The sequence below is a fragment of the Nonomuraea recticatena genome (genome assembly GCF_039533245.1).
GTDB lineage: Bacteria > Actinomycetota > Actinomycetes > Streptosporangiales > Streptosporangiaceae > Nonomuraea > Nonomuraea roseola.
Genome location: NZ_BAAATE010000002.1, coordinates 584,421 through 608,110, shown reverse-complemented (window position 1 = coordinate 608,110; position 23,690 = coordinate 584,421). Strand labels below are relative to the sequence as shown.

Below are 23,690 nucleotides of genomic sequence, written 5' to 3'. Positions count from 1 at the left end.
TCGTTCACCGCGCGTCCCCGAGATCGTTGACTGGGGCCTCGGCTAGCGGGTGGCGATGAGCGCGTAGCGTTCGTCGTCGATGTGCTTGCCCCACAGACGCGGGTCGGTCAGCGGCTCCACGCGCAGGCCGGTGACGAGGTCGCGCAGCGCGAGCGACAGCGTCGCCGCCGTGACCCCGCCCGACCACGGTGTCCCCTCGGCCGAGCCCGTGCCCCAGCGGCCCTCGACGAGCACGAGCCTGCCACCTGGGCGCACCAGATCGCGCCAGCGGCGCAGCGCGGCATGGGGATCGGGCATGGCCCACACCACGTGCCTGCACAGCAGCACGTCGAAGCGCGCCTCACCCACGGGCGGGTCGGCCGCGTCGCCGGCGAGGATTTCGACGGGCAGCCCCGCCACCTTGGCCCTTGCCAGCTCGACCATGCGGGGCGACAGGTCGACCCCGGTGACCGTGTGACCCTCCTCGGCCAGCAGGCGCGCCAGCGTGCCCGTGCCGCAGCCGACGTCGAGCACGCGCGAGGGCGGCTCGGGCAGCCAGGAGATCAGGCGCTCACGCCAGGCGGCGCGCACCTCGGGATCGAGCAGGCCGTGGTCGGCCTCCTGGTCGAAGGTGGCAGCGGCGCTGTCCCAGTAGTCCGTCGTCATGAGGGCACTGTGCCAGGCGGCACCGACAGAACGGCGTCCGCTCTCAGGGCGGACCGAGGACCTCGGAGGTGACGAGCGGGAGGCGGCCCCTTTGCGCGCCCCTGGCCAGGTGGCGCGCGTGATCGAGGAGCACGCCCTGCGAATCCTGTAGGCGGGCGCGACGGCCTCTTGAGGTCGAGCGTCGCGCCCGGCTCCTTCCTCAGACAGTGCCCTCAGACCAGGCCCTCAGACCAGGCCCTCAGACCAGGCCCTCAGACAGTGGCGTCCCACGGGTCAGGTGGGGTGAAGGTGGAGGTGACGGGGACGAAGCGGGACTCCTCCGCCGAGGCCAGGATCGCGGTCATGACCTCGACGACGTGCAGCGCCAGCTCGCCCGACGCCCGGTGCGGCCGGCCCTCGGCGATGGCCTGCGCCATCTCCAGCACGCCGAGGCCGCGGCCCGCGGTGGCGCCCTTCACCGGCAGGTCGGTCCAGTCGGGTGCTCCGGTGGGGCGCAGCCGTACAGGGCCGGTGAAGTCGTTGGGGTTGGGCGCCGCGAGCGTCGCCTCGGTGCCGGTGAGCTCCAGGAAGTCGCCGCGCGACAGCGGCGAGTCGAAGGAGAACACGGTCGTGGCCCGCTGGCCTCCCGCGAACTCCAGCAGGGCGTTGACGTGCGTGAGCACCTCCACGTCGAAGACGGTTCCCGCCAGCGGGCCCGAGCCGATCCGCCGCTGCGCGTGCGCCCTGCTGCCGTTGGCGGCCACCCTCGTGACCGGCCCGAACAGGACGGCGAGCGCGGTCAGGTAGTAGGGGCCCATGTCGAACAGGGGGCCCGCGCCCGGCTTGAAGAGGAACTCGGGGCTCGGATGCCAGCGCTCGGGGCCCGGCCCCTGCAGAAGGGTGATGGCCGACAGCGGCCTGCCGATGTCCCCCGCCGCGAGGCTGCGGGCGACGGTCTGCAGCCCCGCGCCGAGGAAGGTGTCGGGCGCGCAGCCGACCCTCACCCCCGCCGCCTCGGCCGCCGCCAGCAGCTCGCCGCCGGCGGCGGGCTCGAGGGTCAGCGGCTTCTCGTTGTAGACGTGCCGTCCCGCCGCGATGACCTGGGCGGCGACCTCGGCGTGCGCGGCCGGAACCGTGAGGTTGACGACGATCTCGACGTCGGGGTGGTTGACGACCCGCTCGACCTCTCCCGCGACCGGCACGCCGTACTCCTTGGCGACGGCCCGCGCGCGGTCCACGTCGAGGTCGGCGCAGGCGACCACGCGGACGTCGGTGAAGGAGGTCAGGTTGGTGAGGTACTGGTGACTGATGTTGCCGCAGCCGACGATGGCGATTCCCGTCATCGGCCCTCCACCGAGCGCAGGTAGGCGAGGGAGTCGGCCAGCGCGTCGAAGATGTCCGTGGCGCAGCTGTCGAGCTCGACCACGCGCCTTGCCTGCGGGGCGGCGGCCAGGATGTCGGGGATGGGCAGCGTGCCGGAGCCGACCGCGGTCATCGGCTCGCCGAGCGTGGCAGGGCCGTCCTTGACGTGCAGGAACTGCACCCGTTCGCCCAGCCTGCCGAGCAGCGAGGGCACGTCGGCGCCGCCGACCGCGGCCCAGTAGACGTCCACCTCCAGCACCACGGCGGGGTCGAGCAGGTCGGCCAGGACCTCCAGCGCGTGACGTCCGCCGACCCGCGAGGCCAGCTCCCAGTGGTGGTTGTGGTAGCCGACGGTGACGCCGTGCTCGGCTCCCCACGCGGAGGCCGCGTTCAGCGCGTCGGCGGTCCTCTCGATCCCCTCCTGCGTCGTGAACTCCTCCGGCCGCACCATCGGCACGATGAGCGTGCCCGCGACCTTGAGATAGTCGTCCCTGTTCGGTCCGAGCAGGGGGGCGTGGGCGGAGGGGACCTCGAACCCGTCCACGGGGGTCAGATCGAACGGTTCGACCGCCTCGTACCCAAGCGAGGCGAGTCTGGAGAGGGTGGCGGCCGGGTCGGCGGCCAGATGGTCTCTGAGGGTGTAGAGCTGCACGGCATAAGACCTCATGGTGATGAACGCTAACTATGCCGGGTGTGTGGTGCAATGTCCCCATGACGGTCGAGGACCCCGAGATCGACCTCCTGACGGAGGCCTTTCTCCGCCAGCCCGCGCGCTACACCAGTCATCAGGTGGCCGCGATGGCAGGCGTGCCGGTCTACCGTGCCCGCCGCTACTGGCGCGCGCTCGGATTCGCGAACGTCGCCGACGAGGCGGTGGTCTTCACCGACGCCGACGTGGAGGCGCTCAGGACCCTGGTCAGCCTGGTCGGCGACGGGTGCTACGACGAGGAGCACATGCTGCTGGTCACCAGGGCGCTCGGCAGGGCGACGGCCGCGCTGGCCGAGTCGCAGGCCGAGCTGGGCGCCGAGACGCTCGACCAGGCGGGCGTGCCGCTGTCCGCGCGCCCGACGGCGTGGAGGGCGCGCGCCGACCGCGTGGTGCCCTCCCTGGAGCAGCTGCTGGTCTACACCTGGCGGCGTCAGCTGGCCTCCGCCGCGGGGCGCATCGTGGACCAGGAGGTCGGCACCGTACGGCTGGCCGTCGGCTTCGCCGACATGGTGGGTTTCACCAGGATGAGCAGGCAGATCCCGGAGAAGGAGCTGGCCGGGCTGGTCGAGCGGTTCGAGGGCCGCTCCGCCGACGTCGTCACCTCCTCCGGCGGCAGGGTGGTGAAGACCCTGGGCGACTCGGTGCTGTTCGTCGCCGACTCCGCGGCCGTGGCGGCCGAGATCGCGCTGCGGCTGATCCAGGTGCACGCCCCCGACAGGGCGATGCCCGACCTGCGCGTCGGGCTGGCGCTCGGTCCGGTGATCAGCAGAATGGGCGACGTGTTCGGCACCACCGTCAACCTGGCCAGCAGGCTGACCTCGCTGGCGCCCGCGGGCGGGGTCCTGGCCGACCCCGAACTGGCGGGCGGCCTGGTCGGGAGCGCGGCCTTCGCCCTGACGCCCGCCGAACCGATGACGGCCAAGGGCCTGGGCGAGCTGCGCCCCTCCCTCCTGCGCAGGGCGGGCCGTCCGTAGCTAGACCTGTGCGGGCTCGGTCAGCACGGGCTCGAGGAAGGTGAGGATGCCCTTCTCGGTGTCAAGGCGGGCGCGCACGCCGATCGGGTAGGTCTGCATGGCGACGTTGTGGCCGATGTCCGCGCCCGCCAGCACGGGGACGCCCAGGTCGCCGAGGCGCTCGACGAGCATGCGCTCGACGTCGCGCGGGTCGCCGCAGTCGGTGAACGTGCCGAGCACGATGCCCGCGACGCCGTCGCTGTAGGTGGCCCTGCGCAGCTGGGTGACGTAGCGGTCGAGGCGGAACAGCTCCTCGTCGACGTCCTCGAGGAAGAGGATCCCGCCACGGGCGGGCAGGCTGGTGTCGGTGCCGAGGGAGGCGGCCAGCAGGGTGACGGTCCCGCCGAGTGTGACGCCCTCGGCGACCCCCGGGACGACGGTCCTGAAGCCCGGGAAGGTCAGCTCCCTCACCTCTGCGGGGGTGAAGAGCAGCCGCATGAGCTGGTCGAAGTCGTACTCCCCAGGGCCCTGGTAGAAGCCGCCGCACGCCACCATCGGGCCGAACAGCGACACCCAGCCGAGCTTGACGGCGACGGCCTCCAGCAGCGCGGTCACGTCGGAGTAGCCCACCACGACCTTCGGTCTCGCGGGGTCGATGACGCTCCAGTCGACGAACTCGAGGGTGCGCTGCATGCCGTACCCCCCGCACGCGCAGAAGACGGCGGCGAAGGCGGGGTCGGCCAGCGCGGCGGTGAGCTCCGCCGCGCGGGTGGCGTCGTCTCCCGCCAGGTAGTCGTACTCGGTGCCGCCCATGCGCGCGGCGCTGAAGACCTCGGGCTTGAGGCCGACGTGCTCCATCGCGAGCAGGCCGCGTTCGAGGTTGACCTGGTTGGGCGGGCCGCTGGCGGCGATCACCGCCACACGGTCGCCGGGGCGCAGGGCAGGCGGGCGGATCACTCGGTTACCTCCAGGGGGTCACGATGGGGCGGGTCGATCGTGCCGCACTCGCCGAAATGGTGTCGACAGCGACCCGCCATCCCAAGGGTCATGAACGCTTGTGAGCCTGACCGCGCACGGTTTCGAGGCTCCCTCAGGCCGACAGCGACTTCCAGTGGTCCGACTTCGACGCCGGGCTTCTGGACAAGCTCCGCCCCGCCTTCCCCGACCTGCCCCCGGCCGGCGTGGCACTCGCGCTGCGCATCTGGGGCCACCTGCACGGCCTGGTGTCGCTGGAGATCTACGGTCATCTGCGCACCCAGACGATCAGCCGCGACAAGCTCTTCCGAGAAGAGCTGGCTCAGCTCATCCGGTCGCTGGGCATCGACTCCTAGGGGTGCGAACACCGAGCGCCGAGGTGGATCCTCCCGCTAGTCGCAGGTGCCGGGGTTGACGGAGGAGACCTTCCAGTCGGCCCCGGGGAAGGGGGACATGAAGGAGGTCAGCAGATCGAGGGCGTAGCCCGGCGTCTGGCCTCCCGCGTCGAGCAGCGAGACGACCTGTGGCCCGTCGGCTCCGCGCAGCGTCAACGCGCCGCCTCGCCGGGCGGGCACCAGACCGGGCTTGGCCTCGACGCCCACGCAGGCCAGCGGCACGCTGCCCGCCTTCACCGCCTGCCTGGAGCTGATCGGCCGCATCCGCTGGTCGTAGCGGCGCAGCCGCAGCGACGTCACCGGCCCGATCCGCACGCTCTCGTCGAAGACGTCCGCCCCGACGCTCCTGGTGACCTTCACGTCCATGCGGACGTCGGGGCGCAGGTCCACGCCGGCCGTGCGCAGGACGAGCCGGTCGTAGCCGCCTTCGAACCCTGGTGAGACGAACCCTGCGGCGGGCGGCGCCGACACCCCGAAGGGCAGCTTGCCGGGGCGGACCCTCAGCCACGACATCCCGTGGACGGCGAGCGTGAGATCGTCGATCCTGCTGCGGCCCATGCCGAAGCTGCCGTCGAGCTGGTAGGCGAGGAACCCGCCCGCGTACGGCACGTCCTTGCGGGCCGAGACCTTCCGCGCGGTGACGGGCGCCAGGTCCAGCCCCGTGCGGGCTCTCAGCAGCCTGGTGGGCGACGGCTTGGACACCAGGTCGATGGACAGGTCGGGGTTGAGCCTGGCGGTGGTCTCCTGCGCCAGGTCCTCGACTTCGAGCACGGTGTCGAGCAGGCCGCCCTGCGGCGGCTGGTACACCTTCTCCACCAGCGCGGCCTGGACGGCGAGCAGCCCGTCGAGGGTGCCGGCGTCGGCCTTGTAGGTGAGCCGGGGAAGCTGGAGACCGCTGGCGTTGGTGTCGGCGTCGATGCCGAACACGGCGGGGACGTCGGTGAAGCGGAGCAGGCCGGTGGCCCCGCCCATGGTCACGGCGGCTTCGAGCCGCCTGACAGGGGCGGAGTTGCGGACGCGCACCCGGGTCTGCCCGCCGTACAGGCCGGTGACGGAGACGGCGGAGGGCACGGGGTCGATCAGCACGCGCCCACGCAGACCGCCCCTGTCGGTCTCGGCGCGGACGTCGAGCGTGCCGAGCGTGGCGGGCGGCAGGATCGTGTAGGCCGCGGTGACGGACCTGCCCTCGACCCCGATGGGACCGACGGTCATGCTGGTGATCGCGGAGGGTAGCCCCGTGAGAGTGGCGCTGGCCCTGATCGGCACGGGAGCGAGGACCGAGCTGTCGAGGTAGAGCGCGAGCCTGCGTCCCTCGGGGCGGAAGCCCTGGAAGGTGAAGGTCTTCTTCGCCAGGTCGACGCTCACCTTGCCGGGCAGTCCGCGCACGTCGACGTAGCCCTTGAGCCCCGGCCTGTCGCGGGTGCCGCCGTCGACGAGGGAGAGGCCTCCGCGTACGTGCGGGGCGTCGGGGACGGCGGCGCTGTCGCCGAGCCAGATCCGTCCCTTGAGCGCGACCTGGCCCGCCTCGTAGGTGAGCCTGCCTGACGAGGTCGAGACGGCGACGTGGCCGGGCGCGGGGCCGAGGGCGGCCATGGCGCCCCACCGCCTGCCGTCCGAGGTGCGCAGGTCGGCGTCGAGAGTGACGGGACGGCGGGCGGCGCGCACGTCGGCGTGGAAGCCCGTGCGGCCGGGGTCCATGGCGAGGTCGGCGGCGCGCAGGCGGTCGAGGCGGGCGCTGGCGTCGAACCTGCCGGTGGCCGCGTCGTAGTGGGCGGCCAGGTGAGGCCCTTCGGGAGCGGTGGCGTCCGGGTGGTTGGCCACCGCGATCGTCGCCGACCCGAGGGGACCCGACAGCCCGCGAAAACTCACCACCTCGGCGGCGGCGGGCGCCGTGCCCGGAGCCGGGGCGCCGCTCTGGGCGGGGGTGGCGGTCTGGGCGGGGGTGGCGGTCTGGGCGGGGGTGGCCGTCTGAGCCGGGGTGGCGGTCTGAGCCGGGTGAGCCGGGGTGGTGGTCGCCTGGCCGGGGGTTCCCCAGGTGGCCTGCCAGCGGGCGGGGACGCCGACGGCGCTGACCGCGGCGCGCAGGTCGCCCGCCCTCGCCGAGACGGTCACCGAGCTCACGGGGGCGTCGGCGGTCCAGTCCAGCCGCCTGCCCACGCTGTCGGCCACCGCCGACACCTTGCCTCGCACGCCCCGCACCCCTGCCCGCAGCGTCCCCTGCCCGCTCGCCGCGTGCAGGTCCACGCGCGCCAGCCTGGCGGGGCTGCGCACCTGGAGCGAGGTCCTGGGCCCGAGCTCCCACGAGGCCCGCACGCTGCCGCGCACCCCGCGCACGCTCGCCTCCACGCTCAGGCCCGAGGTGGGGTCGGCGTAGGCGGCGCGCAGGCGGTCGATGGCGCCGCCCGCCGAGTAGACGGCCCTGCGGGCGCCGGGATCCAGCTCGGCCTCGATGGTGGCGGGCGTGTTGGAGATCTCCAGCCTGGCCAGGTGCCTGCCGTCGATGCTGGCCGCGCCGACGAACGGCCTGCCGCCCGAGCCCAGCCTCAGCTTGACGCGCGGCGCGGCGCCGTACGTGACGTCGAACCCCGCGACCCCCGCCAGCCTGGCCGAGACGCCCAGCCGCGCCCCTTCCTTGATCATGGTGACGTGGTCGCCCGGGAGTCCGGCGATCGCGCCGCCGCCCCGCTGCAGGAGCAGGGAGCAGCCGCCGAGCGGGGAGCTGGAGGTGTGGACGACGCGGTTGGCCTCGGCGTCGTGCTCGATCGTCATCGTGGCGGGCAGCCCCGTGAGGCTCGCCTGGACGAGTGTCCGGTCGCGCGCGGCGTCGTAGAAGGTCAGCTGCGCGGCCCTGGGCCTGGGCGCGCCCGAGGCCACCGACAGCCCGCCCGAGCGGGCCGTGGCGCGGAACTCGCGGGGCAGCCGCGTGATCGACAGCGCCGCCGCTCTGGACAGCCGTCCCTCGTCGTAGAGGTAGTCGTGGAAGGTGGCCGCGGCGATCGGCTCGGCGGCGGCGAAGCGGACCTCGCCAGGCCTGGTCAGCTCGGCGGTCAGTTCGGCGCCCATCCTGTCGACGGTCACCTGCGTGAACCTGCGGCCTCCTGTGACGGCGAGGGCGTCGAGGCGCGCCGGCGTGGAGGCGGTGGCGGTCAGCGTGCTCCTGTCGCCGTCGAAGGCGGCGTGGGCGGCGAAGCGCTCGGTGGCGGGCGTCTGTCTGAGGCTGAGCAGCGCCTTGCCCTCCAGGCCCGCGATGGTCGCGACGGAGGCTCCGGGGTCGCTGCGCCGTACGGTGGCCCTGACGTCGACCCTGCCCTCGGCGAGGGCGGCGAGGTCGACGGTGAACAGGCCCGAGTCGCGGGCCGACAGCGACGTGCCGCGGCGGTAGCCGTCGAAGCCGACCTTCACCACCCGTCCTTCGCCGATGCCGTACTCGGCCCACACCTGCGCGCTGACCGGGTCACCCAGCTGGACGACGGTCAGGCCGATGCCCACGCTGCCACCCTCCGCCTTGCGCGGCACCAGCGTGGCGGTGAGGTCGGGCAGGCCGTCGCCCGTGACGTCCGCCTGGACGGGCGTGGCCACCGGCCGCGCCGACGAGCACGCCGCGGGCAGCCGTTCGCCGGCCGCGCACAGCCTGAAGGTGACCAGCGGCACCTGCTCGCGCCCGCCCGTCAGCGCGCGGACGCCCTTCACCGGCAGCAGTCCGAGGCCCTCGCCGGGGTCGGCGGGCAGGATGGCCTCCGTCGAGGGGCTGTCGGCGCCCATCCGCCGCTTCGCCTCCTCCGCCACCTTCCCCGCCAGCTCGGGGCCCTCCGGGATGGTGACCTCCGGCTTGCCCGGCCCGTCGGGCTTCCGCTCCCCCACGCGCGTCGCCAGCGACGGTTTGCCGGCCGGGGCGGCGGGGGCCGCGCCTGGCACCTCCACCCGCGCCACCGGCTCGATGCGCGGTCTGTCCTCCTTCGGCACGGCGTGAGCCACAGTGGGCACGCCGAAGACCAACGCGCAGGCGAGCAGGACGCAGGACAGCCGCGACATGACGGGCATTCCCCCGGGAATGTGGTTGCGCAATTACGAAAGGTAAGAGCCGACCATATCTCTCCACAGCCCGTCAAGGCCGGATTTACACGGACATCCCGGTGAATACGGTGAGCGTTGTCAGCTCGTGCCTGGTCACGTCGGCGAAGTGCTCCCCGAGCGCGGCCGCGATCATCGCCAGCTTGTCCTCCGGCAGGGTGAGCTTCCTGGCGATGCGTCCCGGCGCGCTGCCGCCGTGCCAGGCGATCACCACGCGCCCGCCGGGCCTGAGCACCCTGCGGAACTCCTTGAGGCCCGCGCCGAGGTCGGGCCAGAGCGCGACGTTGTTGACCGACACGACCCTGTCGAAGACGCCGTCGCCGAAGCCGATCGCGTCGGCGGCGCCGATCCGCAGATCCACCCGCCTGTCGGCGCGGTGGCGGCGGCCTGCGAGGTCGCGCATGTCCGGCGAGGGGTCCACGCCGCAGATGCGCGCGGAGGGCCCCTTCGCCAGCACCCTGACGAGCCCGCCCGGCCCGTAGCCGACCTCCAGCACGTGGTCGCCCTCCCCCGCGTCGATGAGGGCGACCAGCTCGCGCTGCTCGTTGGTGAGCAGCATGAACAGGCCCGCCAGCCGTCCCGCAAGACCGCGTGGCTGCGCGAAGGGGGAGGTGATCGGCCGGTCGAAGGCCCAGGGCGTGCTCTCCATTCTTCGACTGTACGTCACTCCTTGACAAAAAAATTTGTCGGTGAGATGCTCCTGCCATGAAGAAGACGGAAACTCTGCAGGCGCCGGGCGCGCGGCTCTACTACGAGGTCCAGGGCTCGGGCCCGGTCCTGCTGATGATCCCCGGCGGCCCCACGGATGCGGGCATCTTCGCCGCCGTGACCCCGCTGCTGGCCGAGCACTTCACCGTGGTGCCCTACGACCCCCGCGGCAACTCCCGCAGCGTCCCCGACGACCCCGCTCTCGAGCAGGACATCGACGTGCACGGCGACGACGCCGCCCGCCTGGTCGCCGAGCTGGGCGGCGAGCCCGCCTACGTCTTCGGCAGCAGCGGCGGCGCCCAGATCGCCCTGAACCTGGCCGCCAGGCACCCCGATCTCGTCCGCGTCGTGGTGGCGCACGAGCCGCCGTGCGTGCGGCTGCTGCCCGACGCCGACCAGGTCGCCGCGGGCATGGAGGAGGTGGCCTCCACCTACGAGCGCGAGGGTGTGCCCGCCGGCATGCAGAAGTTCAACGAACTCATCGGGATGAGTGAGGAGGATGCCCCGCAGGGGCCGCCGAGCCCCGAGCAGCAGGAGATGTTCGGCCGCCTCATGGGCAACCTCGGCTACTTCCTCGGCAAGGGCGTGCGCCCGATCAGCACCTACAGGCCCGACGTCGAGGCGCTGCGGTCGGGCTCGCCGAGGATCGTGGTGGGCATCGGCGAGAGCACCGAGGGGCAGCTGGCCCGCCGTAGCGCGATCGCGCTGGCCGAGCAGGCGGGCCTCGAGCCCGTGGTCTTCCCCGGCGGCCACGGCGGCTTCGCCGACGCCCCCGAGGCGTTCGCGGCCAGGCTCGCCGAGGTGCTGCGCGCCTGACCGCGCGGTCCCTGAGCTCGCGCCGTCCGGCTCCGTTGCAGCCGACGTCGTCGCCGAGTCCCGCAGGACGCCGGTCTCAGGGCAGCCGGCAGGTCCCCCGGGGTTTGGCCGGTTCCAGCTGATCGCGGAGGCGTGCGGGCCTGTCGGGCAGGCGGTGCAGGAGGCCGAGCTGGCCGCCGGGCTCGGCTACGACGCGGTGCTGCTGTCCCCTGTGGTCCCTGGAGCGTCGGAGGCCGACCTGCTGGAGCGCGCCAGAGCCGTCGGCGAGGTGCTGCCCGTCGTCGGGTTCTACCTGCAGACGGCGATCGGCGGCCCTGTCCTTTCCCGGCGGTTCTGGAGCGAGCTGGCCGAGCAGCCCTCGACGGTCGCCGTCAAGATCGCCGCCTTCGACCGCTACCGCACGCTCGACGTCGCCCACGGCGTGGCCGCCTCGGGCCGCGCCGACCAGGTCGTCCTCTACACGGGCAACGACGACCACATCATCGGCGACCTGCTCGCCGACCTGCCGGGAGGGCTCAGGTTCTCCGGCGGCCTGCTCGGACAGTGGGCCGTGTGGACCAGGGCGGCGGTTGACATGGTCGCGGGGCTGGCGAAAGATCCGGAACTGTGGGCGGGCAGGGCCGCGGCGCTCACCGACGCCAACGCGGCCGTCTTCGACGCGGCGAACGGCTTCGCCGGCTGCATCACCGGCGTCCACGAGGTGTTGCGCAGGCAGCGACTGCTGGAGGGGATCTGGTGCCTCGACCCGGACGAAGGGCTCTCGCCAGGGCAGGCCGAGGAGCTGACCAGGGTGAGCGGCGCCTACCCGTGGCTGACCGACGACGCCTTCGTCTCGGGGCACCTCGATGACTGGCTCGGCTGACAGCGGCGTGCTGGTGAGCGTCCCGCCCGGCCTGCGGGAGCAGTTCTTCCCCGACCCCTCCGGCCTGCTCGCGCTCGGCAGGGTGCGGCTGCTCGACGACCACGCGGGCCTGGCCGACGCCCTTCCTGGCACCGGCGTGCTGGTCACCAGCTGGGGCGTCCCCCCGCTCACCGCCGATCTGCTCGACATGGCGCCCGGGCTGCGCCTGGTCGCGCACACCGGCGCGACCGTCAAGCCGTTCGTGACGGACGCACTGTGGTCGCGCGGCGTCCAGGTGACCCAGGCGGGATCGGGCATGGCGCGCTCCGTCGCCGAGGTCGCGCTGGCCTTCACGCTGGCGCTGCTGCACCAGGTGCACCGGTTCGACCACGCCCTGCGCGGCGGCCTGCCGTGGCAGTCCGCCGAGCGGGCCCCCGCCAGGCACGAGATCCTGGGCTGCCCGATCGGCGTGATCGGCGCCTCCCGCACCGGCAGGGCCTACATCGACCTGGTCCGCGCGCTGGGCGCCGACGTCAGGATCGCCGACCCCTGCCACGAGGACGCCATCCCGCTCGACGACCTGCTCGCCACCAGCAGGATCGTCGCCGTCCATGCCCCCTCGCTGCCCGAGACCAGGCACCTGCTCGGCGAGCGGGAGCTGGCCCTCATGCCCGACGGCGCGGGCCTGGTCAACACCGCCAGGTCCTGGCTCGTGGACGAGCAAGCGCTGCTGGCCGAGCTGCGCTCGGGACGCATCGACGCGGCCATGGACGTCTACGACGAGGAGCCGCTGCCCGAGGGCCACCCCTTCCGCTCGCTGCCGAACGCGCTGCTCACGCCGCACCAGGCGGCGGGAACCGTCGAGTGCAGGCGCAGGCAGGGCGACGTGGTGGTCTCGGAGATCGCCCGCTTCGCCGCTGGACTGCCGCTGGAACACGCCGTCACCCCCGCGCTTCTCGACCGGATGGGATAGATGACCACCTACCGCGCCGCCACCCCCGCCGACGAGCCCGACCTTCACGCCCTGTGGGCCGTCTGCTTCACCGCCCCCCAGCTCCTGCCCCTCTACCGGAGCGATCCTGACCGCCTGCCCCGCACCATGGTGGCCGAGGGCTCGGACGGCGTGGAGGCGGTCGTCTACTGGCTGCCGCGCCGCCTGCGCAACGCCGAGGGCGGGATCGACCTGGTGGGCGGCGTGGCCAACGTCGCCACCCGTCCCGACGCGCGCGGTCGCGGCCACATCAGGAGCCTGCTGGGCCTGGCGCTGGAGAGCATGTCCGAGGCGGGCTGCGACTGGTCGCTGCTGTTCACCGGCAGCCCCGGCGTCTACGAGAGCTCGGGTTACAAGGTCTTCTCCCAGTCGCTGACGCGCGGCCCGCTCGCCGCCGCGACCCGCCACACGTCCGGCGTGCGGCGGGCCTCGGTCGCCGAGTGGCCGCTCCTGGCCGAGCTGTACGACAGGCACAACGCCCACCGCCCGCTCACCACGGTCCGCACGCCCGACGACTGGCGCCACAGGGTGCCGGCCCACTACGACGACTCCGTCGACCTGCGTCTGGCCGAGGGCTCGGGCTACGTGGCCCTGCGCTGGCACGACACCTCGGTGGAGGTGCTGGAGGCGGCGGGCCACCTGCCCGAGCTGTTCTCGTGGGTCGCCGCCGAGGCCGCCGCCCGCGGCATCACCCGGGCCGACGCCCGCCTCACCCCCGGCGAGCCCGCGCTGCCCTTCCTGTTCGCCGAGCTCGAGACCGTCGCCGACACCAGCGGCATGGCCCGCCCGCTGGCGGTCGACCCCTCCCCCACTCTCGCCTCGCCTTCGGCGATCCACTGGGTCGCCGACTACTTCTGACGGCCCAGCCGCTATCGTCGATCCGCGACCGCGCCCCCGACCGAGAGGATGCCCCGCGCCCGTGGATCTCGGCCTCGTCGGACAGGCGGCGGGACTGTTCGCCGTCACCAATCTCGACGACCTGGTCATCCTGGCCCTGTTCTTCGCCAGGACCTCCGGGCGTCCAGGCTCGGCCGCGCGGATCGTCGCCGGGCAGTATCTCGGCTTCGCGGCCATCCTCGCCTTCGCCGTGGCCGCCGCCTTCGGCGCCGCCCTGCTCCCTCCCGCGCTCCTGCCCTACCTCGGCCTGCTCCCCCTGGCCCTCGGGCTGAAGGCGGCCTGGCAGGCGTGGCGCGAGCGTGGGAGCCCCGAGGAGAGCACGGTCGAGGACGGCGCGGCGGGCCCGCTCGCGGTGGCCGCCGTCACCTTCGCCAACGGCGGCGACAACATCGGCGTCTACGTGCCCGTCTTCGCCACGGCCGGTACGGGCGCCATGACCGGCTACGTGCTCGTCTTCCTCGCCCTGGTCGCCGTCTGGTGCGCGGCGGGCCGATTCCTCGCCACCAGGCCGTTCGTCGCCAGGACGCTGGCGCGCTGGGGTCACGTCGTGCTGCCCGTCGTCCTGGTCGGCCTCGGCCTGCTCATCCTCGTCGAGGGCGGGGTCCTGTAGCGCGCTACAGCGGCAGTGAGCCGCCCGGCTTCAGCGCCTTCATCGCGATCTGCGAGGTGAGCTTGTCCAGGCCGGGAAGGCGTCCGAGCTTCTCCAGGCACAGGCGGCTGTAGGCCTCCATGTCCGTCACCGCCACCCTGAGCACGTAGTCGGGGCGGCCGAACATGCGCAGGCACTCGATGACGTCCTCCACCTGCATGACCGCCGTCTCGAAGGCCGTCACCGTCTCGGCGTCCTGGCCCTCGAGCTCCACGAAGGCCAGCACCTGGAAGCCGCGTCCGACCGCTCCGGCGTCCACGACCGCGCGGTAACCGGTGATCACTCCCGTCTCCTCCAGGTTGCGCACCCGGCGCAGGCACGGCGACGGCGTCAGCCGCACCCGCTCGGCCAACTCGATGTTGCTGAGCCGTCCGTCCTCCTGCAGTAGACGGAGAATTGCGCGATCTGTGGCATCCATGGCAATAGATGCTAACCACTGCGGAAATCGCCGCAAGTATTGACATCGGATATCCCGACCCCTGAAATAATCTCTCGACATGACCACCGACGCGTTCATGAGCGGCACCCAGGCCCTGGTGCACCTCCTCAAGGACCAGCTCGCCGCCGACCGCAGGGCGGGGCTGGACACGGGCGCGATGGTCTCCGGCTATCCCGGCTCGCCGCTGGGCGGCTTCGACCAGGAGCTGGCCAGGTCGACGCCCGAGGGCGTCGTGCACCGTCCCGGCCAGAACGAGGAGCTGGGCGCCACGGCGGTGTGGGGCAGCCAGCTGGTCCCCGCCCTGCCGGATCCCCGCAAGGCGGGCGTCCTCGGCGTCTGGTACGGCAAGGCCCCCGGCGTCGACAGGGCGGCCGACGCGTTCAGGCACGGCAACTTCGTCGGCGCGCACCCCGAAGGCGGGCTGATCGCGCTCTGCGGCGACGACCCCACCTGCAAGTCCTCCACGCTGCCGAGCGCCACGGAGAGCACGCTCGTCGCGCTCGGCATGCCCGTGGTCTACCCCGGCACCGTGCAGGAGCTGCTCGACCTGGGCAGGCACGCGATCGCCGCCTCGCGGGCCAGCGGCCTCTGGGTGGCGATCAAGGCGGTGGCCAACGTGGTCGACGCCACCGCGACGGTCAACCTCGACCCCGAGCGGATCAAGCCCGTCATGCCCGAGGTGATGTGGCAGGGCAGGCCGTACCGGCACACACCCGACGCGACGCTGCTCACGCCGTACTCACTGGACATGGAGCGCACCCTGGTCGGGCCGCGGCTGGAGCTGGCCCGCGCCTACGCCCGCGAGAACGGCCTGAACCAGATCACCTGCGCCGCGCCCGAGGCGCGGCTCGGCGTGGTCGCGGCGGGCACGGCCTACTACGACGTGCGCGAGGCGCTGAGGAAGCTCGGCGTCGGCGACGAGGTCCGCCTGCTGAAGATCGGCATGCTCTGGCCGCTGGAGCCCACGGTGGTCAAGGAGTTCGCCCGCGGCCTCTCCGAGATCATCGTGGTCGAGGAGAAGGCGCCGCTACTGGAGGGCCTGGTCAAGGACGTCCTGTACGGCACGCCCGACGCGCCCGCGGTCACCGGCAAGGCCGTCATCCCGCAGCACGGCGGCGTCGACGCCGACCTGGTCGCCAGGGTGCTCGCCGACCGGCTCTCCATCGACCTGCCGCGCCCGCGCGAGCCGCTGAAGCTGCTCGGCCCCTCCCGCACGCCGTTCTTCTGCTCGGGCTGCCCGCACAACCGCTCCACCGCCGTCCCCGAGGGCTCGGTCGTGGCCGCGGGCATCGGCTGCCACACCATGGTCGTGCTCAACCCCGAAGGCAAGGGCGAGCTGACTGGGCTCACCCAGATGGGCGGCGAGGGCGCGCAGTGGATCGGGCAGGCGCCCTTCACCGGCACCCGTCACATCTTCCAGAACCTCGGCGACGGCACCTTCCACCACTCGGGTTCGCTGGCCGTCAGGGCGGCGGTCGGCGCCGGTGTGAACATCACCTACAAGCTCCTGTACAACAGCGCCATCGCCATGACCGGCGGCCAGACGATCACCCCTGCGCTGTCGGTCGCGGCGCTGACCAGCTGGCTGGAGCTCGAGGGCGTGCGCAAGGTGATCGTCACCACCGACGAGCCCTCCCGCTACAAGGGCGTACGGCTGTCGCGCATCGCCACCGTGCGCGACCGCGCCCACCTGGAGTCCGCGCAGCGCGAGCTGGCCGCGATCGAGGGCGTCACGGTCCTCATCCACGACCAGCAGTGCGCCGCGGAGAAACGGCGGCTGCGCAAGAAGGGCGACCTGCCCGACCCGGTGAAGCGCGTGGCGATCAACCAGCGGGTGTGCGAGGGCTGCGGCGACTGCGGGCAGAAGTCCGAGTGCCTGTCGGTGCTGCCTGTCGAGACCGAGTTCGGCCGCAAGACCGAGATCCACCAGTCCTCCTGCAACAAGGACTACTCCTGCGTCGAGGGCGACTGCCCGTCGTTCCTCACGATCGTTCCAGGCGCGCGCAAGCGCGCCGCCGTCCCCGCTCCCCCCGCGATGCCCGCGCCCGACATGGTCGTCAGAGACGCCACGATCAGGCTCGTCGGCATCGGCGGCACCGGCGTGGTGTCGGTCGCTCGGCTGCTCGGCAAGGCCGCGATGCTCGACGGCCGCCAGTCGCGCGGCCTCGACCAGACCGGCCTGGCGCAGAAGGGCGGCACGGTCGTCTCCGACCTGCGCCTGTTCGACGGCGACGAGGACCGCTCCGCCCAGGCCACCGCGGGCTCCGTCGACGCCTACCTCGCCCTCGACGTCATCGGCGGCACCGACCCCAAGCACCTGCGCACCGCCTCCCCCGAGCGCACGGTGGCCGTGGTCTCCACGCACCTGTCGCCCACGGGCGCGATGGTGCTCGACCCCTCGCAGCACGTCACCGACCTCGGCCCCCAGCTGGCCGCTCTCGAGTCGCGCACCCGCTCGGTCGTCGCGCTCAACGCCGAACGCCTGGCCCAGGCGCTGTTCGGCGACCACATGCAGGCCAACACGATCGTGCTGGGCGCGGCCTGGCAGCGCGGACTGATCCCGCTGTCGCTGGAGTCGATGGAGAAGGCGCTCGGCAAGTCCGCCACCGCCTTCCACTGGGGGCGCGCGGTGATCTGCGCTCCCTCGGCGGTGGAGGCGCTGTTCACCGTCCCCGAGCCCGCCGCCCCCTCGGCCGAGGTGCTGCGGCAGATCGCCTTCGCCGACGGCGAGCTGCACAGGCTGCTGGCCGTACGGGTGCCCGACCTGGTCGCCTACCAGAGCCCGCGCTACGCGCTGCGCTACCTGGAGGCCGTGCGCGAGGTCCACTCGCGCGCGCCGGGCCCGATCACCGAGGCGTACGCCACCCAGCTGCACAGGCTGATGGCCTACAAGGACGAGTACGAGGTGGCCAGGCTGCACCTCGACCCGGCCGAGCGCGCCAGGATCGCCGCCGAGTTCGGCCACGGCGCTCGCGTCGCCTACAACCTGCACCCGCCGGTGCTGCGCGCGCTCGGGATGAAGCGCAAGCTGAGCCTCGGCCCGTGGTTCGACCCCGCCTTCAAGGCCCTGTACGGCCTGCGCACGCTGCGCGGCACCAAGCTGGACGTGTTCGGTCTCGGCGAGGTGCGCAGGACCGAGCGGTCGCTGCCGGAGGAGTACACCCGCGACGTGCTGCGCGCCCTGGCCTCGGGGGCCTCGGAGGAGACGATCATGGAGCTGGTGCGGCTGCCCGAGGTGATCCGCGGCTACGAGCACGTCAAGCTGCGCGGGGTCGCCGACTACCGCGCCCGCGCCGCGGCCCTGCTGGATCGGTCCGCCTAGCCGGAGGCGCCCGCACGTCGGGCACCTCCTGAGCCCGCCGATCCCGACGCCCGTCGAGTCTTCCAAGGTCGTCGATCGGTCAGGATCCCTCCAAGGTGTGAAACGACGGCGAATTCCCTCCCCCGTACGGGGGAGAGGAGCCCTCCCCGAGTGCTCGATGAGGCCACTCCGCAGCACCCTCGGTCTATGCGGTGGCGCGGACCGGCCCTGCCGCGCTGCGCCGCGCGACGGCAGGGTGCTTACATGGAGGAGATGGCGTTTCCCGATCCAGAGCGGACACATGCCGCGCTGGTGACCAGCGGAGACGGAGGCTACGCCATGGAGCTTCTCCTACGGCCGGGGGCGCGCGCCGACGCGGCTGACTGCGGAAGGATCTGCTTCGAAGCGTTCGACCAGTTGGCCCGCGCACACGGCTTCGTGGGCGACTTTCCCAGCGTGGAGGCCGCGACCGGGCTGATGGACACCCTTCTGGGCCACCCGGGGTTCTACAGCGTGACCGCCGAGCTGGACGGCCGGATCGCCGGCAGCAACTTCCTCGACGAGCGTTCGAGCGTCGTGGGCGTCGGGCCGATCACCGTCGATCCGGCCTGCCAGAACGCCGGCGTCGGCCGCCGGCTCATGGAGGATGTCATGCGCCGGGCCGACGAGCGGCAGGCGCCGGGCATCCGGCTGCTGCAGTCGGCCTACCACTGCAGGTCGTTCGCCCTGTACGCGGGCCTGGGCTTCCAGTTCCGCGAGACCCTGGCCTGCCTGCAGGGCCCGCCGATCGGGCGCACCGTCGCCGGCTACACGGTACGGCCGGCGACGGACGCGGACCTGGCCGCCTGCAACGAGGTGTCCAGGCGCGTCCACGGCGTCGACCGCGGCGGCGAGGTGAGCGACGCGCTCAAGCAGGGCACGGCCCGTGTCGTCGAGCACGAGGGCCGGGTGACCGGTTACGCCACGGACCTGGCCTTCTTCGCCCACGCCGTGGGAGAGACGACCGAGGACGTCAAGGCGCTCATCGCCTCGGCCACGGCTTTCGGCGGCCCTGGCATCCTCGTGCCCGCGAGCGACGCGGCGCTGCTGCAGTGGTGTCTGCGCCACGGGCTCAAGGTCACCCAGCTCATGACCTTGATGACCGTCGGGCTCTACAACGAGCCCGCCGGGGCGTACCTGCCCAGCATCCTGTACTGACGCCGGCACCGAGCCCGCTGCGACGCGGCCTCGCGCAGGGGTGTCGGCATGCCCGGCCACCCGCCGTCGGCCCGATCCAGGTGAACCTGGCGGGACGGCACGCTCTTGTTGGGCATTCGGCGTACAAGGGGTCCATCGCCCGGCAGTATGGCGTGGAGCCTTTCCGGCGCAGACCGGATATCGGCGCACGACGGCACGTCCGGAGCTGACAGGGAGATTCCATGCGCGCGGTTCCCCCCATCGCGGCGGTCCTCACCTTCCTTCTCGCCTGCACGATCGCCCCATGGCCTGCCGCCGCGTCCACGGCGGCCCTGCCGGGCGGCAAGGCCACCTATGTCGTCTCGCAAGGACACCTGAAGGGCGCGTCCAACCAGAACTGGGTACGACTCGGCAGCTACCGCTTCTCCGCCGACGGCACGGTGACCGCGGCCCTGTATCTGTGGTGGCAGCGCCATCCCGAGCCCAGGCAGGGCACCGGCACCACCCCCGACTCGGGCTGCACCACCAAGGCAGGCGGCTCCGCATCGCGCCCCCGTACCTGCGAGGTGCTCACCGCAGGGGGCTTCACCGGCGCCCCCGACGAGAACCGCACCGGGACGTACACCGTGTCGGGGAACGTGGTGAGCATCCGGTGGAAGATCGCCCAGACGTGGACCGAGCAGTGGTTCGTGCGGCCCTCCTCCGACGGCACGCTCGCCCGTCTGGACCTCAAGCACAGCACGCTGGCCACGCACGGTTACGGATACGGCAGCAACGCGGCGCTCGGCACGCGGCGTGCGATGAGCTCGGTGAAGGCGTTCTCCGGCACGCTCAGACAGGATCTGACGAGCTGGGCGGGCGGCAAGATCGTCAACTCCAGCGGCCAGCGGTTCGGCCACTCCGCCTTCCGCGCCTGCGCCGGCACCACCTGGTGCCTGACCTACCTGCAGCCGTCGTCCTCGGGCGCGTGCCAGAAGTCGGGCGGCTGCCCCAAGTACGGTGGCGGGACGAAGGCGAACGTGAGCTCCATCCAGTACTACCTCACGAAGGTCTCCAGTTCCGATCGCCGCGACACGTTGTGGCACTGGTGCACCTGCCTGGCGATGGAGCGCGGCCAGTTCTGCTACACGGGCAACTCCCACGTCAAACCGCTCATGCAGATCATCGACGACAGGGGCGCCTTCCGCGGGTGGGTCGGCGCCGAAGCCTCCTTCTCCACCGGCGCCAGGGGCGCGGACATGCTGGCCGTCTTCCGAATCACCGACTTCCGCTGACCAGCCGCCCTGGAGCCGCGTCCCCGGGAGTCTCGGCAGGCTGACCTCGGCCCTGACCTCGGCCCTGGTCGACTCCCTCGACGGCGGCGCGGCTCAGGCGTGCCAGAGGGCGGCGAGCCGCCGGGTGGCCAGCCCGGACGGTACGGCGCGCAGCGACGCGTCGCGTAGCCACGCGGTGAGGCCGGTCTGGGAGGTCAGCCGCGACTGCCGGGACGCCGCCCGCATCATGCGGTTGGCGCTGGGCCTGCGCTCGGCGTCGTAGCGCAGGAGCCGCTGGACGACGTCCGCGGGCCCGGCGCCGGTCAGGTGGCGGGTCAGCGCGGCCGCGTCCTCGAAGGCCTGGCTGGCTCCCTGGCCGAGGTCGGGTGGCATGGCGTGCGCGGCGTCACCAAGCAGCGCGACCCTGCCGGCCGCGAACGAGGGCAGGGGTTCGGCCAGGCAGGTGATCGGGTCAACGTAGATGTCGGCGAGCGGGGTGGCCTCGATCAGCGCCGTGACGAGCGGGTGCCAGTCGGCCATCAGGGACAGCACCTGCCGGCGCGCCTCGTCCACGCCGGGCGGCGGCCCGTGCAGGACGGAGTCGGTGAACCAGTACAGGCGGCCCTCGCCGACGGGGAACAGGCCGAACATCGCCCCGCTACGGCGGTCGACCAACTGGCAGGCGAGCAGGTCGGTCCCCATGGCGGGAGGGCGGGGCAGCATGCCACGCAGGTCCATCCGGCCGGTCCGCCGCAGCCCTGGGTGGCCGGGCATGAGCTGCCCGCGCAGCGTGCTGCCGATGCCGTCGGCCACGATCACGGCGTCCGCCCGTGCGACGGGGTCGCCGTCGCTGATCACGCTGACGCCGGTGGGATCGGGCTCCAGACGCTCGACGGGGGTCGCGGTTCGCACCAGGTCGGCGGGCAGGGGGGCGCGTAACGCCCGGTGCAGCTCCGCCCGGTCGATGAGGGCGGGGGCCCCGATCTCCTGCTGCGTCTGGACCGCGTCGGTGACCAGCAGCGGCCGTCCGCGCCAGTCCCGCAGTCCGGCGCGGGCGGCATGCATGACGTGCCCGCGAACGTCTTCTGCCAGCCCCAGCGCGTCCAGCGCGCGCAGCCCGTTGGGCATGACCACGATCCCGGTGCCCGCCTCCCTCAGCTCGGCGCCCCGTTCGAAGAGGGTCACCTCGTGGCCCAGGCGATGCAGCCCCACCGCGGCCGTCACTCCCCCGAGCCCGGCACCGACCACAACGATCCGCATGAGACCCTCCTCGCTGATTCACTACGATCGTACTACTACGGCTATTGGTTTAACATAACCCTGTGCCGCCCACCAATCCGGCCCGTCGCCGAGCCCTGACCGATGCCGCCATCGAGCTGCTGGCGTCCTCGGGCGCGCATGGGCTGACCCACCGCGCGGTGGAGAAGGAAGCGGGCCTTCCGCAGGGGACGGCCTCGAACTACTTCCGCAGCAGGGAGGCGCTGCTGGTGGCCGCCGCGGAGCGCATCGCCGAGCTGCATCACGCCGACACCGACCGCGCCACCGAGCAGCCCGCGACGCTGGTCGACCTGCTGACGCGATCGCTGCTCACAGCGGCGACCACCCTGCGCACCCGCTATCTGGCGATCTTCGAACTGCGCCTGGAGGCCGCGCGCCGGCCGGTGCTCGCCTCGGTGCTCGCGGGCCTGCAGGACACGTCGCTGCAGATCACCGCCGGGCACCACGACAAACTCGGCCTCGCCATCCCGCGAGAGAGGATCCCCGCCCTGATCTCGCTCTACGGGGGTGCGCTGTTCAGCCTGGTCACCGCGCCGCCGGGGAGCGTCAACAGGGACGTCGTCCAGGAGGTGGTTCAGGTCATCGTGCACGGCTGCGCCCGCCACGAGGACAACCCTCGACCGGCACGGCAGGGCACCGGACCCTGACGCGGCCGCCGGCCCCCACCAGGCGACCGACGACCGCGTGATCAGGCGAGCGCCGACCCGGTCTGCCGCGCGACCCCGCCCGAAAAGTGCCAAAGGTATGAGATTCTCGGAACAGTTGATGTTGGTGTGGCACGAGAGGCGTGACTCACGTGGCGGGGTTCGAGATTTACTTTGACGGGCTCGAAGAGTGCGCGACCAGGGCCAAAGGGGTCGCCAACCAGTTCAAGAGCCTGGCCGACGAGGTTCCGCCGAGCGTCGGAGCCTCCTGTTTCGGAGACCTCGAGGGCTTCTCCGACAAACTGGTCAAGGCCGTCAACGACCTTGAGGCGAAGATCGAGGCCGAGACACGCCACGCCCAGCAGAACCTGGCCAAGGTAGAGGCGGCCATCCACAAGGTCGTCGACAACGTTCGCAAGGCCGACCCGTCCCCCGGCCCTCGGACGGAGCAGGCGTGACCGACCGATACTTCAGCGCCATCCAGAGCCTCATCGACGACCTGACCGCTGACCAGGCCGAGATCTCGAAGATCTCGAAGCGCTGGCGGGCGCTGGCCACCACCATCACCACGGAGACCGGTGCCGTCAGGCGCGCGGTCAACACGGTGAACAACGCGTGGAACGGCGGCGCGGCCGAGAACTTCGCCACCTACATGGCCGAGTACCCCAAGGCAGGCACGGCACTGAGCAGCGCCCTGACCAGCTGCGCCGGCAAGCTGGATGCCGCGGCGACCGCGCTGGAGACGGCCAAGGGCAAGGTCCAGGCGCTCTACCGCGAGAAGAGCGCCTGGCTGGACGCGCAGCGCAACGATCCCGAGACCACCGCGATCTCGCTGACGAGCATCAGGGCCCAGGTGTCCGACGCCCTCGAGCGGGCCAAGGCGCCGACGGCCGAGGCGACCCAGGCCATCAAGAGCGCGACCGACGAGATCGGCAAGTACCTCGGCGAGGTGGAGTTCTTCTCCGCCATCCCGGCTCCAGGCGACCGGGACTTCGTCCCCGGCAACAATCCCACGATGCGCTGGATCCCCGACCCCGATTTCCTGCCGCGCACCTCGACCACCCAGTTGGCGTCCTACAACGGGAACAGCACGCCGGTCGGCGCCAACGGGTACGGCGCGAACGGATCAGGCGGTGGCGCCGGAGGTGGGGGTGGCGGCGGTGCGGGCGCGCCCTCGCTCGCCGTCCCGCCGAACGCCAGCAGCCTGGCGTCCAACCCGCGCGCCCAGGCCGTCATCGACTACGCGCTCAAGCAGATCGGTGATCCGTACGTGTGGGGCGCGACAGGGCCCCACTCCTTCGACTGCTCAGGGCTGACGCTGCGCGCGTACGAGTCGGCGGGGACCCGCATCCCCCGAGTCGCCCACGATCAATGGCTGCGCGGACCTCGCATCCCCGACGGCAACGCGCAGCCAGGCGACCTCGTCTTCTTCGACAACGACGGCGACGGCATCGCCGACCACGTGGGCATCGTGCTCGACCCCAAGGAGGGCACGATGATCCACGCGCCCAGAACGGGCTCCGACGTCAAGATCGCCCCCTACGGTGGCACTCCCATGGGCTTCACCAGGCCGGGAAACAGCTGACCATGGCCCTGGCCCGCACCCTC

21 protein-coding genes are annotated in these 23,690 nt (G+C 72.5%); 13 read left to right on the top strand and 8 right to left on the bottom strand.

The genetic code is table 11. The annotated features are described in order from the left end of the window. Nucleotides 1-42 precede the first annotated feature (42 nt). The 3 genes from ABFX50_RS06125 to ABFX50_RS06115 form a co-directional block, all read right to left on the bottom strand. Nucleotides 43-645 (bottom strand): class I SAM-dependent methyltransferase, encoded by a 603-nt coding sequence (locus ABFX50_RS06125; RefSeq protein ID WP_346143988.1) that lies wholly within the window; start codon nt 643-645, stop codon nt 43-45. A gap of 251 nt (nt 646-896) precedes the next feature. After that, nucleotides 897-1,967 carry a Gfo/Idh/MocA family protein gene (locus ABFX50_RS06120; protein WP_346143986.1) on the bottom strand — a complete coding sequence of 357 codons (1,071 nt, stop codon included), beginning with the start codon at nt 1,965-1,967 and terminating at the stop codon, nt 897-899. Continuing rightward, on the bottom strand, nt 1,964-2,653 hold the full coding sequence (locus ABFX50_RS06115; RefSeq protein WP_346143985.1) for a sugar phosphate isomerase/epimerase family protein: 690 nt from the start codon (nt 2,651-2,653) through the stop codon (nt 1,964-1,966). Before ABFX50_RS06115 ends, ABFX50_RS06120 begins: the two co-directional genes overlap by 4 nt. Nucleotides 2,654-2,697: 44 nt before the next feature. On the opposite strand from ABFX50_RS06115, the gene ABFX50_RS06110 reads away from it, so the two are divergent. After that, entirely contained in the window at nt 2,698-3,669 is a 972-nt protein-coding gene (locus ABFX50_RS06110) for an adenylate/guanylate cyclase domain-containing protein (protein ID WP_346123206.1), read from the top strand. Here the strand turns inward: ABFX50_RS06110 and ABFX50_RS06105 are convergent, their stop codons facing one another. After that, nucleotides 3,670-4,605, bottom strand: coding sequence for a S66 peptidase family protein (locus ABFX50_RS06105; protein ID WP_346143982.1), 936 nt, complete (start codon nt 4,603-4,605; stop codon nt 3,670-3,672). 179 nt (nt 4,606-4,784) lie between these two features. Between ABFX50_RS06105 and ABFX50_RS06100 the strand changes: the two genes are divergently transcribed. Further along, on the top strand, nt 4,785-4,979 hold the full coding sequence (locus tag ABFX50_RS06100; RefSeq protein ID WP_346144088.1) for a TetR-like C-terminal domain-containing protein: 195 nt from the start codon (nt 4,785-4,787) through the stop codon (nt 4,977-4,979). 36 nt (nt 4,980-5,015) lie between these two features. Here the strand turns inward: ABFX50_RS06100 and ABFX50_RS06095 are convergent, their stop codons facing one another. Continuing rightward, nucleotides 5,016-9,050: a hypothetical protein gene (locus tag ABFX50_RS06095; protein WP_346143980.1), complete on the bottom strand. Its 4,035-nt coding sequence runs from the start codon at nt 9,048-9,050 to the stop codon at nt 5,016-5,018. An 85-nt stretch (nt 9,051-9,135) separates the two neighbouring features. After that, entirely contained in the window at nt 9,136-9,738 is a 603-nt protein-coding gene (locus ABFX50_RS06090) for a class I SAM-dependent methyltransferase (protein ID WP_346143978.1), read from the bottom strand. A 56-nt stretch (nt 9,739-9,794) separates the two neighbouring features. On the opposite strand from ABFX50_RS06090, the gene ABFX50_RS06085 reads away from it, so the two are divergent. The 5 genes from ABFX50_RS06085 (at nt 9,795) to ABFX50_RS06065 (ending at nt 13,952) form a co-directional block, all read left to right on the top strand. Further along, nucleotides 9,795-10,613, top strand: coding sequence for an alpha/beta hydrolase (locus ABFX50_RS06085; protein WP_346143976.1), 819 nt, complete (start codon nt 9,795-9,797; stop codon nt 10,611-10,613). A 154-nt stretch (nt 10,614-10,767) separates the two neighbouring features. Next, nucleotides 10,768-11,475, top strand: a complete 708-nt coding sequence (locus tag ABFX50_RS06080) for a dihydrodipicolinate synthase family protein (RefSeq protein ID WP_346143974.1) — start codon at nt 10,768-10,770, stop codon at nt 11,473-11,475. Next, nucleotides 11,459-12,427 (top strand): hydroxyacid dehydrogenase, encoded by a 969-nt coding sequence (locus ABFX50_RS06075; RefSeq protein ID WP_346143972.1) that lies wholly within the window; start codon nt 11,459-11,461, stop codon nt 12,425-12,427. Before ABFX50_RS06080 ends, ABFX50_RS06075 begins: the two co-directional genes overlap by 17 nt. Next, nucleotides 12,428-13,303, top strand: a complete 876-nt coding sequence (locus ABFX50_RS06070; RefSeq protein ID WP_346143971.1) for a GNAT family N-acetyltransferase — start codon at nt 12,428-12,430, stop codon at nt 13,301-13,303. It abuts the gene before it with no gap. 61 nt (nt 13,304-13,364) lie between these two features. Continuing rightward, nucleotides 13,365-13,952, top strand: coding sequence for a cadmium resistance transporter (locus tag ABFX50_RS06065; protein ID WP_183645346.1), 588 nt, complete (start codon nt 13,365-13,367; stop codon nt 13,950-13,952). A gap of 4 nt (nt 13,953-13,956) precedes the next feature. Here the strand turns inward: ABFX50_RS06065 and ABFX50_RS06060 are convergent, their stop codons facing one another. Continuing rightward, nucleotides 13,957-14,409, bottom strand: a complete 453-nt coding sequence (locus ABFX50_RS06060) for an Lrp/AsnC family transcriptional regulator (protein WP_183645347.1) — start codon at nt 14,407-14,409, stop codon at nt 13,957-13,959. A gap of 79 nt (nt 14,410-14,488) precedes the next feature. On the opposite strand from ABFX50_RS06060, the gene ABFX50_RS06055 reads away from it, so the two are divergent. The 3 genes from ABFX50_RS06055 (at nt 14,489) to ABFX50_RS06045 (ending at nt 20,181) form a co-directional block, all read left to right on the top strand. Then, entirely contained in the window at nt 14,489-17,752 is a 3,264-nt protein-coding gene (locus ABFX50_RS06055) for an indolepyruvate ferredoxin oxidoreductase family protein (protein ID WP_346143968.1), read from the top strand. A gap of 243 nt (nt 17,753-17,995) precedes the next feature. Next, nucleotides 17,996-18,928 (top strand): GNAT family N-acetyltransferase, encoded by a 933-nt coding sequence (locus ABFX50_RS06050; protein ID WP_346143966.1) that lies wholly within the window; start codon nt 17,996-17,998, stop codon nt 18,926-18,928. A 221-nt stretch (nt 18,929-19,149) separates the two neighbouring features. After that, nucleotides 19,150-20,181: a hypothetical protein gene (locus tag ABFX50_RS06045; RefSeq protein WP_346143964.1), complete on the top strand. Its 1,032-nt coding sequence runs from the start codon at nt 19,150-19,152 to the stop codon at nt 20,179-20,181. A 93-nt stretch (nt 20,182-20,274) separates the two neighbouring features. Here the strand turns inward: ABFX50_RS06045 and ABFX50_RS06040 are convergent, their stop codons facing one another. Continuing rightward, nucleotides 20,275-21,420, bottom strand: coding sequence for an FAD-dependent oxidoreductase (locus ABFX50_RS06040; RefSeq protein ID WP_346143962.1), 1,146 nt, complete (start codon nt 21,418-21,420; stop codon nt 20,275-20,277). Nucleotides 21,421-21,482: 62 nt separating this feature from the next. On the opposite strand from ABFX50_RS06040, the gene ABFX50_RS06035 reads away from it, so the two are divergent. The 3 genes from ABFX50_RS06035 (at nt 21,483) to ABFX50_RS06025 (ending at nt 23,667) form a co-directional block, all read left to right on the top strand. Continuing rightward, nucleotides 21,483-22,085 carry a TetR/AcrR family transcriptional regulator gene (locus ABFX50_RS06035; RefSeq protein ID WP_346143960.1) on the top strand — a complete coding sequence of 201 codons (603 nt, stop codon included), beginning with the start codon at nt 21,483-21,485 and terminating at the stop codon, nt 22,083-22,085. Nucleotides 22,086-22,234: 149 nt separating this feature from the next. Next, on the top strand, nt 22,235-22,540 hold the full coding sequence (locus ABFX50_RS06030) for a hypothetical protein (protein ID WP_346143959.1): 306 nt from the start codon (nt 22,235-22,237) through the stop codon (nt 22,538-22,540). Next, nucleotides 22,537-23,667: a bifunctional WXG100 family type VII secretion target/C40 family peptidase gene (locus ABFX50_RS06025; protein ID WP_346143957.1), complete on the top strand. Its 1,131-nt coding sequence runs from the start codon at nt 22,537-22,539 to the stop codon at nt 23,665-23,667. The genes ABFX50_RS06030 and ABFX50_RS06025 overlap by 4 nt, the downstream gene beginning before the upstream one ends. Nucleotides 23,668-23,690 lie beyond the last annotated feature (23 nt).

What these genes read in the sequence shown, in the direction of transcription:
- ABFX50_RS06070 (WP_346143971.1), top strand. Translation starts at nt 12,428, where the DNA reads ATGACCACCTACCGCGCCGCCACCCCCGCCGACGAGCCCGACCTTCAC.
- ABFX50_RS06045 (WP_346143964.1), top strand. Translation starts at nt 19,150, where the DNA reads ATGCGCGCGGTTCCCCCCATCGCGGCGGTCCTCACCTTCCTTCTCGCC.
- ABFX50_RS06120 (WP_346143986.1), bottom strand. Translation starts at nt 1,967, where the DNA reads ATGACGGGAATCGCCATCGTCGGCTGCGGCAACATCAGTCACCAGTAC.
- ABFX50_RS06090 (WP_346143978.1), bottom strand. Translation starts at nt 9,738, where the DNA reads ATGGAGAGCACGCCCTGGGCCTTCGACCGGCCGATCACCTCCCCCTTC.
- ABFX50_RS06040 (WP_346143962.1), bottom strand. Translation starts at nt 21,420, where the DNA reads ATGCGGATCGTTGTGGTCGGTGCCGGGCTCGGGGGAGTGACGGCCGCG.
- ABFX50_RS06050 (WP_346143966.1), top strand. Translation starts at nt 17,996, where the DNA reads ATGGAGGAGATGGCGTTTCCCGATCCAGAGCGGACACATGCCGCGCTG.
- ABFX50_RS06125 (WP_346143988.1), bottom strand. Translation starts at nt 645, where the DNA reads ATGACGACGGACTACTGGGACAGCGCCGCTGCCACCTTCGACCAGGAG.
- ABFX50_RS06075 (WP_346143972.1), top strand. Translation starts at nt 11,459, where the DNA reads ATGACTGGCTCGGCTGACAGCGGCGTGCTGGTGAGCGTCCCGCCCGGC.
- ABFX50_RS06095 (WP_346143980.1), bottom strand. Translation starts at nt 9,050, where the DNA reads ATGTCGCGGCTGTCCTGCGTCCTGCTCGCCTGCGCGTTGGTCTTCGGC.
- ABFX50_RS06060 (WP_183645347.1), bottom strand. Translation starts at nt 14,409, where the DNA reads ATGGATGCCACAGATCGCGCAATTCTCCGTCTACTGCAGGAGGACGGA.
- ABFX50_RS06110 (WP_346123206.1), top strand. Translation starts at nt 2,698, where the DNA reads ATGACGGTCGAGGACCCCGAGATCGACCTCCTGACGGAGGCCTTTCTC.
- ABFX50_RS06115 (WP_346143985.1), bottom strand. Translation starts at nt 2,653, where the DNA reads ATGAGGTCTTATGCCGTGCAGCTCTACACCCTCAGAGACCATCTGGCC.
- ABFX50_RS06055 (WP_346143968.1), top strand. Translation starts at nt 14,489, where the DNA reads ATGACCACCGACGCGTTCATGAGCGGCACCCAGGCCCTGGTGCACCTC.
- ABFX50_RS06085 (WP_346143976.1), top strand. Translation starts at nt 9,795, where the DNA reads ATGAAGAAGACGGAAACTCTGCAGGCGCCGGGCGCGCGGCTCTACTAC.